Source organism: Saccharothrix tamanrassetensis (assembly GCF_014203665.1).
In the GTDB taxonomy this organism is placed as follows: domain Bacteria; phylum Actinomycetota; class Actinomycetes; order Mycobacteriales; family Pseudonocardiaceae; genus Actinosynnema; species Actinosynnema tamanrassetense.
Genome location: NZ_JACHJN010000001.1, coordinates 969,656 through 985,211, shown reverse-complemented (window position 1 = coordinate 985,211; position 15,556 = coordinate 969,656). Strand labels below are relative to the sequence as shown.

19 protein-coding genes are annotated in these 15,556 nt (G+C 70.4%); 10 read left to right on the top strand and 9 right to left on the bottom strand.

What is annotated here, in order from left to right; all coding sequences use genetic code 11:
* Positions 1 to 17: 17 nt before the first annotated feature.
* The 3 genes from FHS29_RS03950 to FHS29_RS03940 form a co-directional block, all read right to left on the bottom strand.
* Complete coding sequence (locus FHS29_RS03950) at positions 18 to 422, bottom strand: type II toxin-antitoxin system VapC family toxin (RefSeq protein WP_184688246.1); 405 nt, start codon at positions 420 to 422, stop codon at positions 18 to 20.
* A complete protein-coding gene (locus FHS29_RS03945) occupies positions 419 to 673 on the bottom strand; it encodes a FitA-like ribbon-helix-helix domain-containing protein (protein ID WP_184688244.1) in 255 nt (84 codons plus the stop codon). The genes FHS29_RS03950 and FHS29_RS03945 overlap by 4 nt, the downstream gene beginning before the upstream one ends.
* Before the next feature lie 89 nt (positions 674 to 762).
* Complete coding sequence (locus tag FHS29_RS03940) at positions 763 to 1,320, bottom strand: helix-turn-helix domain-containing protein (protein ID WP_184688242.1); 558 nt, start codon at positions 1,318 to 1,320, stop codon at positions 763 to 765.
* 57 nt (positions 1,321 to 1,377) lie between these two features.
* Here FHS29_RS03940 and FHS29_RS03935 point away from each other — a divergent pair, with 57 nt between their 5' ends.
* Both FHS29_RS03935 and FHS29_RS03930 read left to right on the top strand, forming a co-directional pair.
* Entirely contained in the window at positions 1,378 to 2,058 is a 681-nt protein-coding gene (locus tag FHS29_RS03935; protein WP_184688240.1) for an AzlC family ABC transporter permease, read from the top strand.
* The gene (locus tag FHS29_RS03930) at positions 2,055 to 2,360 is read left to right on the top strand and encodes a branched-chain amino acid transport AzlD family protein (protein ID WP_184688238.1); all 306 of its coding nucleotides are present in this window, start codon (positions 2,055 to 2,057) and stop codon (positions 2,358 to 2,360) included. Before FHS29_RS03935 ends, FHS29_RS03930 begins: the two co-directional genes overlap by 4 nt.
* Here FHS29_RS03930 and FHS29_RS03925 read toward each other — a convergent pair.
* From FHS29_RS03925 to FHS29_RS03915, 3 genes are all read right to left on the bottom strand, one after another.
* Positions 2,357 to 2,725: a DUF6292 family protein gene (locus FHS29_RS03925; RefSeq protein WP_184688237.1), complete on the bottom strand. Its 369-nt coding sequence runs from the start codon at positions 2,723 to 2,725 to the stop codon at positions 2,357 to 2,359. The two genes, FHS29_RS03930 and FHS29_RS03925, sit on opposite strands and share 4 nt — an antisense overlap.
* Before the next feature lie 19 nt (positions 2,726 to 2,744).
* A complete protein-coding gene (locus tag FHS29_RS03920; RefSeq protein WP_184688639.1) occupies positions 2,745 to 4,595 on the bottom strand; it encodes an acyl-CoA dehydrogenase family protein in 1,851 nt (616 codons plus the stop codon).
* Positions 4,596 to 4,658: 63 nt separating this feature from the next.
* Entirely contained in the window at positions 4,659 to 5,126 is a 468-nt protein-coding gene (locus FHS29_RS03915) for an Lrp/AsnC family transcriptional regulator (protein ID WP_376774379.1), read from the bottom strand.
* A gap of 76 nt (positions 5,127 to 5,202) precedes the next feature.
* Between FHS29_RS03915 and FHS29_RS03910 the strand changes: the two genes are divergently transcribed.
* The 4 genes from FHS29_RS03910 (at position 5,203) to FHS29_RS03895 (ending at position 9,340) form a co-directional block, all read left to right on the top strand.
* Positions 5,203 to 6,426 (top strand): trans-sulfuration enzyme family protein, encoded by a 1,224-nt coding sequence (locus tag FHS29_RS03910; protein ID WP_184688234.1) that lies wholly within the window; start codon positions 5,203 to 5,205, stop codon positions 6,424 to 6,426.
* A gap of 12 nt (positions 6,427 to 6,438) precedes the next feature.
* Positions 6,439 to 7,857, top strand: a complete 1,419-nt coding sequence (locus tag FHS29_RS03905; RefSeq protein WP_184688232.1) for an amino acid permease — start codon at positions 6,439 to 6,441, stop codon at positions 7,855 to 7,857.
* Between the two features lie 106 nt (positions 7,858 to 7,963).
* On the top strand, positions 7,964 to 8,569 hold the full coding sequence (gene pdxT, locus FHS29_RS03900; protein ID WP_184688230.1) for a pyridoxal 5'-phosphate synthase glutaminase subunit PdxT: 606 nt from the start codon (positions 7,964 to 7,966) through the stop codon (positions 8,567 to 8,569).
* A gap of 18 nt (positions 8,570 to 8,587) precedes the next feature.
* Positions 8,588 to 9,340 (top strand): YebC/PmpR family DNA-binding transcriptional regulator, encoded by a 753-nt coding sequence (locus FHS29_RS03895; RefSeq protein WP_184688229.1) that lies wholly within the window; start codon positions 8,588 to 8,590, stop codon positions 9,338 to 9,340.
* Between the two features lie 72 nt (positions 9,341 to 9,412).
* On the opposite strand, the gene FHS29_RS03890 is transcribed toward FHS29_RS03895, so the two are convergent.
* Positions 9,413 to 10,576: a metal-dependent hydrolase family protein gene (locus tag FHS29_RS03890; RefSeq protein WP_221455282.1), complete on the bottom strand. Its 1,164-nt coding sequence runs from the start codon at positions 10,574 to 10,576 to the stop codon at positions 9,413 to 9,415.
* Positions 10,577 to 10,632: 56 nt separating this feature from the next.
* Positions 10,633 to 10,923, bottom strand: coding sequence for a helix-turn-helix domain-containing protein (locus FHS29_RS03885; protein ID WP_184688225.1), 291 nt, complete (start codon positions 10,921 to 10,923; stop codon positions 10,633 to 10,635).
* Positions 10,924 to 11,185: 262 nt separating this feature from the next.
* Here FHS29_RS03885 and FHS29_RS03880 point away from each other — a divergent pair, with 262 nt between their 5' ends.
* The 3 genes from FHS29_RS03880 (at position 11,186) to FHS29_RS37580 (ending at position 13,303) form a co-directional block, all read left to right on the top strand.
* A complete protein-coding gene (locus FHS29_RS03880) occupies positions 11,186 to 12,319 on the top strand; it encodes a histidine decarboxylase (protein WP_184688223.1) in 1,134 nt (377 codons plus the stop codon).
* 63 nt (positions 12,320 to 12,382) lie between these two features.
* A complete protein-coding gene (locus tag FHS29_RS03875; RefSeq protein WP_184688221.1) occupies positions 12,383 to 12,904 on the top strand; it encodes a DUF4262 domain-containing protein in 522 nt (173 codons plus the stop codon).
* A 276-nt stretch (positions 12,905 to 13,180) separates the two neighbouring features.
* Positions 13,181 to 13,303, top strand: a complete 123-nt coding sequence (locus FHS29_RS37580) for a hypothetical protein (RefSeq protein ID WP_281391500.1) — start codon at positions 13,181 to 13,183, stop codon at positions 13,301 to 13,303.
* Positions 13,304 to 13,320: 17 nt separating this feature from the next.
* Here the strand turns inward: FHS29_RS37580 and FHS29_RS03870 are convergent, their stop codons facing one another.
* On the bottom strand, positions 13,321 to 13,854 hold the full coding sequence (locus FHS29_RS03870) for a TIGR03086 family metal-binding protein (RefSeq protein ID WP_184688218.1): 534 nt from the start codon (positions 13,852 to 13,854) through the stop codon (positions 13,321 to 13,323).
* 179 nt (positions 13,855 to 14,033) lie between these two features.
* Here FHS29_RS03870 and FHS29_RS03865 point away from each other — a divergent pair, with 179 nt between their 5' ends.
* Complete coding sequence (locus FHS29_RS03865; protein WP_184688216.1) at positions 14,034 to 15,509, top strand: peptide MFS transporter; 1,476 nt, start codon at positions 14,034 to 14,036, stop codon at positions 15,507 to 15,509.
* Positions 15,510 to 15,556: the final 47 nt, after the last annotated feature.

Sequence of the window (15,556 nt, the reverse complement as noted above, 5' to 3'; positions counted from 1 at the left end):
GGGGCCGTTCCCGGTTGTCAGGACACCGGATACACCTCGATGTCCACTTGGTGACCGTTCGAACCCGCGAGCCTCGCGTCGCAGGTGATCAGCGGGATGCCGAGTTCCTCGGCGAGTGCGACGTAGAAGGCGTCAGCGGCGTGGATGGAGCCGCGCAAACTCCAAGCGCGCTTGATGAGCGGGCGATGGGGCACCCGGTCGATCGGTGCGGCCCGAACCTTGGCCAGCGCTGCCGTCGCCTCGTCACCGGACAGCGCATGCATGGACTCCAGGCGGCGCAGGACGCTCAACGCCTCCACGTCGATGAGTTCGGGTGCGGCCGCGACGGCGGTGGACAGCCTGTGCAGAAGCTCCCGGTCGGGGACTTTGCTCGCGACGACCTCGAGAAGCGCCGAGGAGTCGACCACGATGGTTGGGTTCATCGCGCATCAGCCTCCTCGCGGGCCTCGCGGAAGGCCTGGTCGAGCACTTCGCGGTCGACACCCCAATCGCGATCGGTCGCCGACTCGATCCACTCCGCCATCGAAGGCTTGTTCGCCGCCTCGACGAACATGTTGCGGAGGTAGGCGGTGAGGGACATGCCATGCGCGTTGGCTCGCGCCTGGAGAACGGCGACGACCTCTTCGGGCACGTCGCGGACGTGAACAGGTTTGGTCGTGCGTTCTTCGCTCATGTCGTCGACCCTAGGTGGTGCGGTAGCTGTCTGCATGCACCCCCTATCGGCGTATTCCCCACTTGATCGACATCGCTCGAACGGGTGTTCTACACGTGCTCCATCACCAGCACCACCGACGTACCCGGCTCCAACGCCGCGCACGTGTGCGGCAGGTCCCCCGGGTACAGCAAGTAGTCCCCGGGCCCCAACTCGACCGGCTCGTTCGAAGGCCCCGCCAGCACCCGCCCCCGGCTCACGATCATGTGCTCGACGGTCCCCGCCATGTGCGGCTCCGACTCCCGGGGATTCCCCGGCTCCAGGTCCAGCACGTAGATGTCCCGCCGCGCCCCGGGCGGACAGGAGGCCAGCAGGGTCGCCGCGTAGTGGGCCCGCTCCGAGTGGATCGCAGGCCCTTCACCGGCCCGGATCACCCGCACCCGAGCCGCCGGCGGGTCGACCAGCCGGCTGAACGGCACCCCCAGGGCCACGCCCAACGCCCACAGGGTCTCCACGCTGGGGTTCCCGCTGCCCGCCTCCAACTGCGACAGCGTCGACTTCGCGATCCCCGCCCGTTTGGCCAGCTCGCTCAGCGACAACCCCACCCGCTCCCGCTCCCGCCGCAGCGAAGCGGCGATGACCTCCAGCGGCGCGCCTGTGTTCGACATGACAGTCCAATCGTTCGCCTTGACGAACAGCTCCACCACTGTTCATCGTAGAAGACGATGCGTTCGATATGGCGAACCCTAGACCAACGGCTGCTGCGTGACGTCGCCGCGGTGGCTGCCGGCGCCGCGGTCAGCGGCGCCTCCTTCGGCGCGATCTCGGTCGCCGCCGGCCTGCCCTGGTGGCTGCCGGTCGTCATGTCGTTGCTCGTCTTCGCCGGCGGATCGCAGTTCATGGCGGTGGGGATCGTCGCCGCCGGCGGCAGTCCGGCCGCCGCCGTGCTGGCCGGGCTGGTGCTCAACGCCCGGCACCTGCCGTTCGGGCTGGCGGTCGGGGACGTGCTGGGACGCGGGCTGGTCGCCCGCCTGGTCGGCAGTCACCTGCTGATCGACGAGACGGTGGCCTTCGCGCTGGCCCAACGCGATCCCGCCAGGGCCCGCGCCGCGTACTGGTCCTGCGGGGTGGCGTTGTTCGGGGCGTGGAACGCCTCGGTCGTCGCGGGCGCGCTGGCGGGGCAGGCGATCGGCGACCCGGCGGCGTTCGGGCTCGACGCGGCGTTCCCGGCGGCCCTGCTCGCGTTGACGCTGCCCGCCCTGAAGGACCGCAAGACCCGGCACGCGGCACTGCTCGGATCGGCCGTCGCGCTCGCCACGACGCCGTTCCTGCCCGCCGGCCTGCCGGTGCTGCTCGCCCTCGGCGGCCTCGTGGTCGCGTTCAGCGGGAAGGCGGTCCGGGCATGACGCTGACCGCCGTGCTGGTGCTCGCCGTCGGGACGTACGCGTTCAGGCTGGCCGGGCCGCTGCTCCGGGACCGGCTGGCGCTGCCGGCCAAGGCCAGGGAACTGATGTCCATGTCCGCCACGGTGTTGCTGGTCGCGCTCGTCGCCACGTCCTCGCTGATGAAGGGGCAGGGGTTCGCCGGGTGGGCGCTGCCGGTCGGCGTCCTGGTCGGTGGGCTCGCCGCGTGGCGCAAGGCGCCGTTCGTGGTGGTCGTGCTCCTCGCCGCGGCCACCACGGCCGGCCTCCGCCTCCTCGGCGCCTAGAACGCGTACGGGCGCAGGCGCATCGCGAGCACACTCCTGTCGCCGCCCACGGTCGGTTCGTTGCTGCCGCGCTTGCCCGCCAGCACGTCCGCCACGAACCGCGCCACCGTGCGCGGCGGCGGTACCAGCGGAACGCCCATGTGCGCCAGCACGACGGGCGGTTCGGCGGGGTTCGTCTCCACCGCGATCGACCAGCCGTGCGTCTCGCTCCACAGCAGCATCAGGTCACGGCCGGCGCCCTCGTTGAGCGCCAGGTACGCGGTCGCGGTGTCGCTGACCTCGTACTCGGTGCCTTCCGGCGGCACGCCGACCTGTTCCGCGACCGCGCGCACATATCCGGCCAGTCCCACGGTCAGCTCGTCCATACGGACCATTCTGGACCTGTCACGTGATGATCGGTGCCGCCAGCCAGCCCTCCGGGATGCCGAACGCGTCCACCAGACGCCGTGCATGGGGCCGCAGACCGCCGCAAAGGTCGTTCACGGCCTGCGTCACGGCCTTGGCCCGCGCCGGTGTCAGCCTGCCGTGTTCCAGGAACCACGCCCGGTCCGCTTCGATCGTGCTCAGCGCGTACAGGTCGCAGACCTGGTCCAGCAAACCGGCGGTGGCGGCATCCCCGCACCGGTCCACGGCCGCCACGAACGCCTCCAGCACCACCCGGTCCACGTGCGCCCGCGCGGCGTGCAGCACGTGGTCCTGCGCGGCGTTGAACACGTCGAACGCGTTCTCCGCCGTGGCCCGTCGCAGCCGCCGCGCCAGCCCTTCCACCACGTGCCGCTCGCGATCCTCGAACTGCCGCAGCTGCCAACCCCGGTCCAGCAACGCGTCGGAGCTGCCGCTCACCAACCGGTCGATGATCGCCCGCGCCGCCGTCCGCTCGATGACGACGCCCACGAACTGGTCCGCCACGAACCGGGCCATGCCCCAGGGGTCCAGATCGCCGACGTGATCGCGGTAGCTGGTCAACAGCCCCTTCGCGACCAGTTGCAGCAGGACGGTGTTGTCTCCCTCGAACGTCGTGAACACGTCGGTGTCGGCCTTCAGCCCGGCCAACAGGTTCTCCGACAGGTACCCGGCCCCGCCGCACGCCTCCCGGCACGTCTGGATGGTCGCCGTCGCGTGCCACGTGGCCACCGCCTTGAGCCCCGCGGCCCGCGACTCCAACTCCCGTCGGCCGCGGTCGTCGGCCACGTCGTGCAACGCCGACACCAACTCCTCCTGCGCGAAGTGCAGGGCGTAGGAGGTGGCCAACGCGGGCAGCAACCGCCGCTGGTGCGCGAGGTAGTCCAGCACCACGACCTCTTCGTCGCTGTCCGGTCGGGTGAACTGCCGCCGCGCCAACCCGTACCGGATGGCGATCGTCAACGCCTTCTTGGTGGCGCTGCCCGCACCGCCCGCGACGCTGATCCGCCCGCGCACCAACGTGCCCAGCATGGTGAAGAACCGCCGCCCGGCACCCTCGATCGGGCTGGAGTACACACCGTCCGCGGACACCGACCCGTACCGGTCCAGCAGCGCCGAACGCGGCACCCGCACGTTGTCGAACGTCAGCCGCCCGTTGTCGACACCGTTCAACCCGGCCTTCGACCCGCAGTCCTCGATCCGCACACCCGGCATCGGCGCACCCGACTCGTCCCGGATCGGCACCAGCACCGCGTGCACGCCGTGCGACTCGCCGGCGGTCACCAGTTGCGCGAACACCACGGCCATCCGCCCGTCCCGGGCGGCGTTGCCGATGTAGTCCTTCCGCGCCGACACGTCCGGTGTGTGCACGACGAACTCCTGCGACGCCGGGTCGTAGGTCGCGGTCGTGCGCAGGTGCTGCACGTCCGACCCGTGCCCGGACTCCGTCATCGCGAAGCACCCCGGCAGCTCCAGGTTCATGATCGCGGGCAGGTACTCGTCGTGGTGCGCCCGCGTGCCCAACGCCTGCACGGCCCCGCCGAACAGCCCCCACTGCACGCCCGCCTTGACCATCAACGACAGGTCGCCGTAGCCGAGCACCTCGAACGCCACCACCGAGCCGCCGACGTCGTCCTTCCCGCCGTACGCGGCGGGGAACCCGGTCAGCGGGTGCCCGCCCTCGGCCAACGCGTGCAGCTGCTCCAGCACCCAGGCCCGGTACTCCTCGCGGTCCAGGTCGTGGGCCGGCTCCAACTTGCCGAGCAGCTCCGACGAGTTGCGCCGCAACGCCGCCCAGCGGCCGTCGAGCAGATCGCGCAGTTCATCAGGCATGGCCATTGCTAACACACCCCGAACCGCCTCGCCGACCGATCGTCCGGCCGCCGGTCCCGGCCCTCAGTCCCGGATCTGCGCGGCGGGCGGCACGGTGTGCTTGCGGACGTGCTGGAACAACAGGTTCGTGTGCAGCTCGGTGACCTCCCGCCGGGTGGTGAACCGGTCGAGCACCAGGCGTTGCAGGTGAGCGGTGTCGGCCACCGCCACGTGCACCAGGAAGTCCTCCGGTCCCGCCACGTGCGACAACGCCAGCACCTCCGGCAACGACAGCACGTACTCCATGAACGGTCCGACGACCGCCTGCGTGTGCGGCCGCACCCGAACCGCGATCACCGCCTGCACCGGACGCCCGATGGCCGTCAGGTCGACCTCCGCGTGGTACCCGGTGATCACGCCGCGCTCCCGCAACGCCCGGTGGCGCACGACACACGTGGACGCCGCCACGTTCACCCGGTCCGCGAGGTCCTTGTTGGGCAGCCGCGCGTCCTTCTGCAACTCCCGCACGATGGCGGCGTCGATCGAATCCACTGCGGCGAACTCCATTCCCCACCGGACATCCTGCGGGATCTTCGCCGTTCGGCCGAGGAAAGTCCACGATTCGGCCATGACACGGTTGCGGACGACGGCAGTGCACGGTGGACGCGGCGACCTGGCCGCACTGGGGGTGCACGCGCCCCCGATCGACCTGTCGACCACCTACCCGATCCCGGACCAGGCCGAGGGAGGTCTGGCACTGCAAGCCCTCGCCGAGGGCGCGGCGCACGCCGCGTCACCGGTCTACTCGCGCCTGCACAACCCGACCGTGGCCCGTTTCGAGGAGGCCTTGGCCGCTCTCGAACACACCGGAGCGGCCGTGGCGTTCGGCAGCGGCATGGCCGCCGTGACGGCCGTGGTCCAAGCCGCGTGCGTCCTCACGAGCAAGCCGCACGTGGTCGCGATCCGCCCTGTCTACGGCGGCACGGACCACCTGTTGTCGTCCGGCCTGCTCGGCGTGCGCACCACCTACGCCACCGCCGACCGGGTGGCCGACGCGATCACCCCGGACACCGGTCTCGTCGTCCTGGAGACGCCGGCCAACCCCAACCTGGACCTGGTCGACATCGCCCGGGTCGTCGCGGGGGCGGGTGCCGTCCCCGTCATGGTGGACAACACCTTCGCCACGCCGGTCCTGCAGAACCCGGCGACCCTGGGCGCCACCTACGTCCTGCACTCGGGCACCAAGTACCTCGGCGGGCACGGCGACGTGCTCGGCGGTGTGGTCGCCTGCTCCGACGACCACGCGAAGGCCCTGCGGCAGATTCGGATCATCACCGGCGCGGTGCTGCACCCGCTGGGCGGTTACCTGCTCCACCGGGGCCTGGCGACCCTGCCGCTGCGGATCGAGGCGTCCCAGCGGAGCGCGGTCGAACTGGCGCGCAGGCTGTCCGGGCACCCGTCCGTCGGCCTGGTGCGGCACCCGAGCCTGCCCGGCGCGGACCCGCACGGGCTGGTCGGCACCCAACTGCGGGGGACCGGCGCGGTGCTCGCGTTCACCACCCGCGAAGATCCGACGGCGGTCGTCCGACGCCTCCGCCTCGTCACGCCCGCGGTGAGCCTCGGCTCGGTCGACACGCTCATCGAGCACCCGGCCGCGCTGACCCACCGCCTGGTCCCGGCGGACGACCGCCGGGCGTGCGACGTACCGGACGACATGCTGCGCCTCAGCGTCGGCCTGGAAGACGTGGAAGACCTCTGGGAAGACCTCGAACAGGCTCTTTCCGGTGAATGTGATCGTGATTACATCAAGACTTCCTCAAGCCGATCGCGAGCGCTCGCGGGGAGCCACTAACGTTCGGCCACCATGAACGAGCAGAGGGCAACGGAGCCGGACGCCGACGGCTACACCAAAGCGCTGTCCAAGCGGCAAGTGCAGATGATCGCCATCGGCGGCGCCATCGGTGTCGGGCTGTTCCTGGGTGCGGGCGGCAGACTCGCCCAAGCCGGTCCCTCGCTCGTCTTCGCTTACGCGGCCTGCGGAATCGCGGCGTTCTTCGTCATGCGCGCCCTGGGCGAATTGGTCCTGCACCGCCCCACCGCGGGCAGTTTCGTGGAATACGCCCGCGAGTTCATCGGACCGTGGGCGGGATTCACCTCGGGCTGGATGTACTGGGTGAACTGGGCGATGACCGGTATCGCCGAGATCACCGCCGTGGCCATCTACGTGCACCGCTGGCTGCCCGACCTGCCGCAGTGGGTGACCGCGCTGATCGCGCTCGGCGCGCTGGTCGCCATCAACCTGCTGTCGGTGAAGCTGTTCGGTGAACTGGAGTTCTGGTTCAGCGTCATCAAGGTCACCGCCATCATCGTCTTCCTCTTCACCGGCGCGGCCCTGGTGATCGGCACCGCCGACGTCGGCGGCCACGAGGCGGGCGTGCACAACCTGTTCGGCAACGGCGGCATGTTCCCGGCCGGCGTGGGCATCGCGCTGATGACGCTGCAAGCGGTGGTCTTCGCGTACTCGGCGATCGAGCTGGTCGGCATCGCGGCGGGGGAGACCGCCAACCCGCGCGAGGTGCTGCCGAAGGCGATCAACGGCGTGGTCTACCGGATCGCGATCTTCTACGTCGGCTCGGTGCTCCTGCTCGCCATGCTGCTGCCGTGGAACCTCTACAGCGGCGCGGAGAGCCCGTTCGTCACGGTGTTCTCCGCCCTCGGCATCGCCGGTGTGGGCGACGTGATGAACGCCGTCGTGCTGACCGCCGCCCTGTCGTCGTGCAACTCCGGCCTGTACTCCACCGGCCGCATCCTGCGGTCGCTGGCGCAGAAGGGCGAGGCCCCGGCGTTCACCGGGAAGATGAACTCCCGGCACGTGCCCTACGGCGGCATCCTGTTCACGTCCGTCGCCTACCTGGCCGGTGTGGTGCTCAACTACATCGTGCCCAAGGAGGCGTTCGACATCGCCATCGCGATCGCCTCGCTGGGTGTGGTCGCGACCTGGGCGACGCTGCTCGTCTGCCAGCTCCGGCTGCGGAAGGCCGCATTGCGCGGCGAGCTGACCCGTCCCGCCTACCGGATGCCCGGCGCCCCCTACACCGGGTACGCCACCCTCGGCTTCCTCGCGCTGGTCATCGTGCTGATGGCGTTCGCGGGGACCGCCGAGCGGATCGCGTTCTGGTCCATCCCCGTGCTCGCGGTCGTGCTGTTCCTCGGCTGGCGAGCCATCCAGTCCCGCCGTTCGAAGGCCCACCAGGCCTCCGGGCGCATCGCGGTGGGCGACTAGCCCCGTCCGCCGGAGCGGTCCCGACCGGGCCGGGCGGGTGCCACGAGCACCCCGTCCGGCCCGGTCACCTAGGCTGGTGGGAGCTCACCTAGGAGGAAGACCAGCCGTGTCCGTCGTCGGTGTCCTCGCCCTGCAGGGCGACGTCCGTGAACACCTCGTCGCCCTGGCCGAAGCCGATGTGCTGGCCCGCCCGATCCGCCGCCCCGAGGAACTCGCCGAGGTCGACGGCGTCGTGCTGCCCGGCGGCGAGTCGACCGCCATCAGCCGGCTGCTGGCCACGTTCGAGCTGCTGGAGCCGCTGCGGGCGCGGATCGCGGAGGGGATGCCGGCCTACGGGTCGTGCGCCGGCATGATCCTGCTCGCCGACGAGGTCCTCGACGGCCGGCCGGACCAGCACCAGCTGGGCGGGTTGGACATCGTGGTGCGGCGCAACGCGTTCGGCAGGCAGGTCGACTCGTTCGAGGCGGAACTGGACTTCACCGACGTGGGCGACGTGCACGCGGTGTTCATCCGTGCCCCTTGGGTGGAGAAGACAGGGGAAGGCGTGGAGGTGCTCGCCCGGGTTCCGGATTCCGTCGAGGCGGGGGACGCCGCCGGTAGGATCGTCGCGGTTCGGCAGGGACACGTGCTCGCCACCTCGTTCCACCCGGAACTGACCGGTGACGGACGCGTGCACCGCTTTTTCGTGGACATGGTCCGTGCCGCGGGCTGAGTATCAGACGGAGGAGAAATGAGCGGCCACTCAAAGTGGGCGACCACCAAGCACAAGAAGGCCGCAATCGACGCCAAACGCGGCAAGCTCTTCGCGCGGCTCATCAAGAACATCGAGGTGGCGGCCCGCACCGGCGGCAGTGACCCGGACGGCAACCCGACGCTCTACGACGCCATCCAGAAGGCGCGCAAGAACTCCGTGCCGCTGGACAACATCGAGCGCGCCCGCAAGCGCGGCGGCGGCGAGGAGGCGGGCGGGGCCGACTGGCAGACCATCATGTACGAGGGCTACGGCCCCAACGGCGTGGCGGTGCTGGTCGAGTGCCTGACCGACAACCGCAACCGCGCGGCGTCCGAGGTCCGCACCGCCATGACCCGCAACGGTGGCAGCATGGCCGACCCCGGCTCGGTCTCCTACATGTTCACCCGCAAGGGCGTCGTGATCGTGCCGAAGAACGAGCTGTCCGAGGACGACGTCCTGATGGCGGTGCTGGACGCGGGCGCGGAAGAGGTCAACGACCTGGGCGAGAGCTACGAGGTGGTCAGCGAGGCAGGCGACCTGGTGGCGGTCCGCAAGGCCCTCCAGGACGCGGGCTACGACTACGAGAGCGCGGAAGCCAACTTCCTGCCGTCGGTCTCGGTGCAGTTGGACGCCGAGGGGGCGCGCAAGATCTTCAAGCTCATCGACGCCCTCGAAGACTGCGACGACGTGCAGAACGTCTTCGCGAACTTCGACGTCTCGGACCAGGTCATGGCCGAGGTCGACGCCTGACCCGACAGGTCTTCGCCACGCGGCGCGCATCCCCTCGCCGGGCTGCGCGCCGCGTGCCGTCGGTGGTCGTCGCTACGGATCAGCGCCCGGCGACCGCACGACACGCCCGTGCCGCATGACGAAGTCGACGTGTTCCATCACCTCTATGTCGTCGAACGGGTTGCCCGGCACCGCCACGAGGTCGGCGCGTGCGCCGGGGTGCACGCAGCCCCGGTCCGGCATCGCCAGCAGGTCGGCCGCGACCGTGGTCGCCGCGTGGAGCACCCGCTCCGGCGTGAACCCGTGGTGCACCATGGCGGCGAACTCGTGTCGGTTCTCCTCGTGGGGGAACACCCCGGCGTCCGTCCCGAAGGCGATGCGGGCGTCGCTGCGGGCGATCCGCCGGAGGGCCGCCAACATCGGATCGGCGTACCGCGCGAGCTTGTCGCGCAACTCCGAGGGCTGGGTGCGCCAGTACTGGTCGTCGTCGACCTTGTCGATGAGGGTCGTGGCCGCGTAGACGGTCGGCACGATGAAGACTCCCCGTCGTTCGATGAGCGCCAGCGTTTCGGCGGAGGCCAGCAGGCCGTGCTCGATCGACCGCACGCCCGCTTCCACCGCCCGGCGGACCGCGCGGTCGCCGAGGGCGTGCGCCGCGCAGGGGCGGTTGAAGTCGCCCGCCGCCGCCACCAGCGCGTCCATCTCCGGCTGGCTGTAGCCGATGTCCTCGGGGCTGTCCCCGGACGACGTGAAGCCGCCGCTCGCGGCGAACTTGATCCAGTCCGCACCGGCTCGCACTTCCGCCCGCACCCGCGCCAGCACGCTGTCGACACCGTCGGCCAGTGCGCCGAGTTCGACGCTCTGGCCGGTGCCCAAGCCCGTCGACTCGTCACCGTGCCCGGCGCGGGAGGACATGATGTGCGGAGCGACCACCATGCTCGGGCCTAGCACGATGCCTGCTTCGACCGCGTCCCGCAGCGACACCGTGATCGGTTCGCGGATGTGGCAGCCGAGGTCGCGGACGGTGGTGAACCCGTTGTGCAGCAAGGTATTCAACGCGGGGATCGCGCCCAACAGCTGACGGCTGGAGTCGGTGCCGGCACTGGTCCGCCCGTCCGTGGGGTTGGTCGCGCAGTGGACGTGGGCGTCGATGAGCCCGGGCAGCAGGGTGTGGCCGTCCAGTTCGACGACCCGGGCACCGGGTGGCACCGGGACGTGCGGCCCCACGTCCGCGATCACGCCGTCGGTGACGACCACGCGGCATGGTCGCCCGATCGGGCCGCCGCGTCCGTCCCACAAACGGGGTGCCGAAATCACCAGCGTTTCGGACGCCATCGCTCCCCTTGTGCGACGAGCCAGTGCCCGGTCGTGCCGGCGGTCGGATCCGCGTCGACTTCCACGTCGAGCAGGTCACCGACCCGGCAGTCGAGCGCCCGGCAGATGATCTCCAAATCCTTGAGCTTCAGGCTCACCGGAGTACCCGACCAGAGATTCGACATCTTGCCCGCACTGGCCACCAGTCCGTGCTCGGCCAGCAGCGCCTGCAAGTCCTTGCATTTCCAGACCCCCCGATTGGCCGCGACCAGTCGCAGGTTCCACCTCATGCGGCCACCGCCCAGCAATGTCGCTGAAACTGCCCGTCACAACGGCACGGCCGATTCTAGTTCACGGACGGAACAGGGCCAATAGCGCACCAGGGGGACTGCGCCCGAGCGGTGGGTTACCACGTCGGATGGCATAGCGGCGCGCCGAGGGCCGGGTCGTTCACGTTTTTCGAAGAAAATTTCGGATTCCTGATACAGTGGCCGACTCCATTTGACGGCTAACCGGGATACGGCTAGAACGAGGTGCGTGGATATTTCCGAGGTGGATCTGCGAATTCCGGACGACGGTGGCGCCGGATCACCGGACGCGGACATCGGCCTGCTGCGCCGGTTCGCGGACTCCTTCCAGGACCGGAAACGGCCCATGGTCGGTTTCCCGGTGAACCTCGACTTCGACTACCGGCCGTTGGCCGACTTCCTGTCGCTGCACCTGAACAACGTCGGCAGCCCCGACGAGCGCAGCGAATACGGCATGGACACCAAGCCGTTCGAGCAGGCCGTCGTGGCGTTCTTCACCGGACTGGCCGGCGGCATTCCCGAGGAGGTCTTCGGGCACATCGCCCACGGCGGCACGGAGGCCAACCTGTTCGCCGCCTACGTCGCCCGCGAGCGGTTCCCGGACGCGGTGCTGTACGCCTCGGCCGAAGCGCACTACTCGATTCCCAAGGTCGCCCGGGTCCTGCGCCTGCCGCACGTCGTGGTGGACGCCGACGCCGACGGCGCGGTGGACCTGGCAGCCCTGGACCGCGAGCTGCGGAGCCGACCCGGAACGGCCGCGATCGTGATCGCCACCATCGGCAGCACCGGGCGAGGCGCGATGGACGACATCCCCGGCATCCGGGAGACCGCCTCCGCGGCCGGCGTGCGCGAGCTGTTCGTCCACTCCGACGCCGCTTCCGGCGGTCCCTTGGCGGAGTTCGGACAGCCACCGGTGCCCTGGGCCTTCCCGGCGGGCGCGGACAGCGTGTCGGTCAGCGGGCACAAGATCGTCGGGTCGCCCATCCCGAGCAGCGTCGTGCTGGCCCGTTCCGCCGACGTGGAGGCGGTCAACCAGCCCGACGCGGCCGTGGGCAGCGACGACAACACCATCAGCGGTTCGCGCGACGCGCTGTCGCCGGTGTTCCTGTGGTACGCGCTGCGCAGGACGGGCCGCGCCGGGCTGGCCCGCCGGGTCCGGCACTGCCTGGAGGTCACCGGGTACGCGACCCGGAAGCTGGCGGAAGCCGGGCGACACCCGTCCCGCGCTCCCGGTGGCAACGTCGTGCTGTTCGACCTGCCTCCGGAGGACGTGTTGCACCGGTGGCGGCTGCTCAAGCACGAGGACCGCGGGCACCTGGTAGTCATGCCGCACGTCACCCGCGAGCACATCGACCGGCTCTGCGCCGACCTGGCCTGAGGGAGGCGTCCCCGACGGCCCCGCGCCCGGTGGGACGAAGTCCCCCGATCGGGAGGGGGCACAATGGCAGGTGTGTCGAGTCCCGCGCTGAACCCCCACGAAGCGAAGCTCCGAGACTGGTTGTTCGACCAGGCCGAACGTCACGGCCACGCCGTCGTCACCGTCCCGGAGGACGCCGAGGGCGCCGGGTACGCCTTCTCCGTGGGGGCGTGGCGCAGGTTCGGGGTGGCCGAGGCCGTGGTGCTCGGGCTGCCCCCGGAGATGGCCGAAGTGCTGATCCGGGCCTACGTCTCCAGAGCCGCCCAGGGTGAGCGCTTCCTGCCCGGCAAGCTCTACCACGACTTCTTCGACGGCGTCCCGATCACCTTCGAACGCGTGTTCAAGGGCTTCTACCCGGAGTTCTTCGGCAGCGCCTTCCTGCTCTACGGCAAGGGCGACTTCCCGGCCGTGCAGATCATCGTGCCCACCCCGGACGGCCACTGGCCGTGGTACCCGACCGCCCCGGAGGGCTTCGCCGACTGGCAACTCGTGCTCACCGAGACCGGCCGCCCCGAGAGCTGGTCGCCCGGCCTCGACGGCCCGTGACCGCTCGTCCGACCGGTCGTGGCGGCTCGTCGGGGCCGTCGTCGTTGTCCGGCAATCGTTGTCAGGTGCCCGGCCCGCGACACCGAACAACGCCGGACCGCTATCACAGTGGGGTGCGAGGCACGTCGGGGGCTCCGCACACCGCAAGGGGGAGCACGTCCCGCTCCGCGCAGACGGGGAGCTACACGGGGCGGGACGCGCGTACCGGCTTGGTCCCGGGAGCCCCGCCCGGACCAAGGAACAGGTCATGGGGGGAACTCCGGATGGGTTTCCCCCATGGCAGCACCGCCGGCCGGCGCCATCGCCACCCCGCCCGGCAACGGCCCGGCCGGCGGCAGTGCGGGCGCAGCCGGCCTCACCCCGCCCGGTCCGGGAACCTCCTCGGCGTGCCGGCCGTGACGTCGACTACCGCGCCGTCACGGCGTCCGACCCAGCAAGGCGATCAGCCGGTCCTGGTCGGAGGCGTCGTCCGGCACCGGCACGGGTGCGTCGAACACACCGCTGTCCCGCAACGACGACGCGTTCTCCGTGGCGTACTCCAGCAGCGTCCGGGCCAGGTCGGGGTCGATCCGGTCGTCCACCCCGATCGCCCGCGCCAAGTCCCACGCGTGCACTCCCAGGTCCAGCGTCATCTGCCGGCCGTACTCGACGGCCGTCGACCTGCCCCAGCTCAGGTGCACCGGCCGGAGCAGCGCCTTGGGCGAGATCCACGCCTCGCGGGCCGCGGCCGCCGCCAGCACCCAGGCGTGCAGCGGGTCGGCGCCCAGCTGGTCGCCCTCGAACCGGTCCCCGACCTGCTCGACCGTGCAGCCCGCCAGCAGCTCGGGGGCCCACAGCTGCTCGTACACCAGGTGGTTGACCAGGTCGTGGACGGACCACTCCTTGCACGGGGTGCCCAGCTGCCACTGGTCGGGGCGCACCCGGCGCACCCGCGAGTCGAATTCCGTCATCGCGCGTCCGTGAGCCTCGATCAGATCCACCCCACGAGTGCACCAAAGGTCGACCCGGACCGCACCCCGAACGTGTGCGTTGAGCCACGGTGGCGCGCGCCGATTTCTTCCAGTACGACCGTACGGCGTAACGTGACCCGGAACGCCGTGGGTGACATCGTTGACACCAGGAGGAACCAGTGAGCGCCACGAGCGCGGTTTCCGCCCCGCAGAAGGGCTTCTTCGGACACCCCCGAGGACTGTCCACGCTCTTCTTCGCCGAACTGTGGGAGCGCTTCTCCTACTACGGCATGAAGGCCATCCTCGCCTACTACCTCTACCGCTCCACGGCGGAAGGCGCACTGGGCCTGGACAAGAGCTTCGCCCTCAGCCTCGTCGCCATCTACGGCGCGTCGGTCTACATGTCCGGCGTGGCGGGCGGCTGGCTGGCCGACCGGGTCCTCGGCGGACAGCGGTCCGTCTTCTACGGCGGCGTGCTGATCATGTTCGGGCACATCGCGCTCGCGCTGCCGATCGGTCTCGCCGGCGTCTACACCGGCCTGATCCTGATCGTGCTGGGCACCGGCCTGCTCAAGCCGAACATCTCCACCGTGGTCGGCGGGCTGTACGCGTCGGACGACCCGCGCCGCGACTCCGGCTTCACGATCTTCTACATGGGCATCAACCTCGGGGGCTTCCTCGCGCCGCTGGTCTGCGGCACCCTCGGCGAGAAGGTCGACTGGCACCTCGGCTTCGGCGCGGCGGCCGTCGGCATGGCGCTGGGCCTGGTCGCGTACCGGTTCGGCCGGCGCAACCTGGGCACCTCGGCCGCCGTGCCGCCGAACCCGCTGCCCGTCGAGGAACGCCTCGGGGTGCTGGGCCGCATCGTCGCCGTGACGCTGGGCCTGGTCGCCGTCGTCGGTGTCCTGGTGGCCACCGGGGTGCTGGGCGCGGAGGGCGTGATCAACCTGATCAGCATCGCCTCCGTGCTGCTGCCCATCGGGTACTTCGTGGTGATGATGCGCAGCCCGAAGACCACCCCGGTGGAACGGTCCCGGCTGACCGCCTACATCCCGCTGTTCATCGCGGCCGCCATGTTCTGGCTGCTGTTCGAGCAGAGCGCGACCGTGATCGCGGCGTTCGCGGACACCCGGCTGGACCGGCACTTCCTCGGCCTGGACATCCCGCCGTCGTTCGTCCAGTCCATCAACCCGGTGATGATCATCCTGTTCGCGCCGCTGTTCGCCCTGCTCTGGGTGAAGCTCGGCAAGCGCCAGCCCCCGACGCCGCGCAAGTTCGCGTACTCGCTGCTGCTGGTCGGCCTGTCGTACCTGCTGATGATGATCGCCAGCGGGGGCGACCCGGCGGTGCGCGCGAGCTTCCTGTGGATCATCGCCATGTACGCGGTGATGACCTCCGGCGAGCTGCTGTTGTCCCCGGTGGGCCTGTCGGTGACCACCAAGCTCGCCCCGCGCGCGTTCGCCTCGCAGACCATGGGCCTGTGGTTCCTCGCCGCGGCCGCCGGCCAGGGTGTGGGTGCGATCGTGGTGCGGTTCTACAGCGACGAGAACGCCGTGGCGTACTTCGGTGTGCTCGGCGGTGTCTCGATCGTGCTGGGTCTGTTGCTGGCGCTGGGCACCAACAACATCAAGAAGCTGATGCAAGGCGTCGACTGAGGTTCGACGGCGGTGGTCGTGCGGAGTGCGGCGACGTTTCTTTTTCC